This window comes from Methylophaga sp. UBA1464 (genome assembly GCF_002325665.1).
Taxonomy (GTDB): domain Bacteria; phylum Pseudomonadota; class Gammaproteobacteria; order Nitrosococcales; family Methylophagaceae; genus Methylophaga.
Genome location: NZ_DCSO01000045.1, coordinates 145,677 through 147,537, shown reverse-complemented (window position 1 = coordinate 147,537; position 1,861 = coordinate 145,677). Strand labels below are relative to the sequence as shown.

The following is a 1,861-nucleotide window of genomic DNA, read 5'->3' as shown; positions in this document are numbered from 1 at the left end:
ATGGCATCATCCACCAGCAGACCAATCGCCAGTACCATACCGAACATGGTTAAGGTGTTTATTGAAAAGCCAAAGGCATAGAGAATGCCGAAAGTACCCAATAGCACTACTGGTACCGCAATAGTCGGTATCAGGGTGGCGCGCAGGTTCTGTAAAAAGAGATACATCACCAGAAACACCAGAATAATGGCTTCAACCAGTGTGGTGACAACGCTTTGAATCGATAATTTTACAAACGGCGTGGTGTCATACGGATACACTGTTTTCAATCCCTGGGGAAAGAAAGGTTCCAGTTCTGCCAGGCGGTCCCGAACCCCTTGTGCTGTATCCAGGGCATTGGCCCCTGAAGCCAGTGTTACCGCTAAGCCGGTAGCGGTCTGGCGGTTGTATTCGGTTTCAAACTGGTAGTTTTCACCACCCAGTTCAATCCGCGCAATATCCGCCATGCGGATCTGTGAGCCATCCTCATTGACGCGTAACAGGATATTGCCAAATTGTTCCGGGGTTTCAAGTTGAGTCTGGACGATCAGACTGGCACTGATTTGCTGGCCGGGAATGGCCGGAGCGCCGCCTAATTCACCTGCAGCGATCTGTACATTTTGTGCCTGAATGGCACTCACTACATCATCACTGGTTAAACTGTAATGCGCCATACTGTCTGCATTCAGCCAGATCCGCATCGCGTACTGTGAACCGAAAATCTGAATCTGGCCAACACCATTAACCCGGCTAAGTGGCTCCTGGATAGTACCGCCAACAAAGTCAGCAATATCATATTTATCCATCTGACCGTTGGATGAGACAAAGCCCACCACCATCATAAAGCCAAGGCCGGCCTTGTTTACCCGAATACCTTGTTCCTGAACAATGGTAGGCAATAACGGCATGGCTGCCTGTAATTTGTTCTGCACCTGTACCTGAGCAATGTCAGGATCAGTACCTGGCTCAAAAGTGATAGTTATCTCACCGACACCACTGGAGTCACTGGTTGATGACATGTAGAGCATATTGTCCAGCCCGGTCATATTCTGCTCAATGACCTGGGTGACTGTATTTTCCAGAGTCTGTGCCGCGGCACCGGGATATTGCACCCGAATATTAATTGAGGGTGGGGCAACTTCCGGATATTGTGAAACCGGTAATTCGAAAATTGCCAGTAAACCAGCAAACATAATCAGAATGGATATAACCCAGGCAAAGACCGGGTGGTCAATAAAATACCTTGCCATGTTAAGACTCCGTCCTGTTATTCATCGGGACTTGCTCTTCGTTATTATCAATTTCCACCGGTGCTTCAGGTGCTATCTTCTGCAGACCACTGACTATTAATCGATCACCGGCTGATAGTCCCTCATCAACCAGCCAGTATTGCCCGACTTCACGGCGTATTTGCAACTGACGAGGTTCGGCCTGATTATTGTCATTAACGATCATTGCTGATGCGTTACCTTCCCGATCAAATGTCACACCGCGTTGGGGCACCAGTAAAGCGTTATCTATCGAAGCTTCCTCCATTTCTGCCCGCACAAACATGCCCGGCAACAATAAACCTTCAGGGTTTGGGAACAAGGCACGTATAACGATACTGCCGGTTGATTCCTGTACATTAACTTCAGAAAACTGCAGTTCACCACGATGCGCATATTTACTGCCATCTTCTAATGTCAGCATGACTGTAGGTGCTGCAGCATCATCGATTTTTTTGTCAATCAATTGCCTCCGCAGACTAAGCAGTCTTTTTGAAGGCTGTGCAATATCGACATAGATTGGATCTATTTGCACGATGGTAGCCAACAGGTCAGCTTGTTGTGCGGTCACCAATGCTCCTTCGGTGACATTAGAGCGTCCAATCCGACCATAG

At 48.1% G+C, this 1,861-nt stretch carries 2 protein-coding genes; both read right to left on the bottom strand.

Annotated features, from left to right (window positions below; all coding sequences use genetic code 11):
• A partial coding sequence (locus tag B3O33_RS05405) for an efflux RND transporter permease subunit (RefSeq protein WP_292363150.1) occupies positions 1–1,229 on the bottom strand: 1,229 nt, incomplete at its 3' end.
• Between the two features lies 1 nt (position 1,230).
• On the bottom strand, positions 1,231–1,861 hold a 631-nt coding region (locus B3O33_RS05400; protein WP_292363149.1), incomplete at its 5' end, for an efflux RND transporter periplasmic adaptor subunit.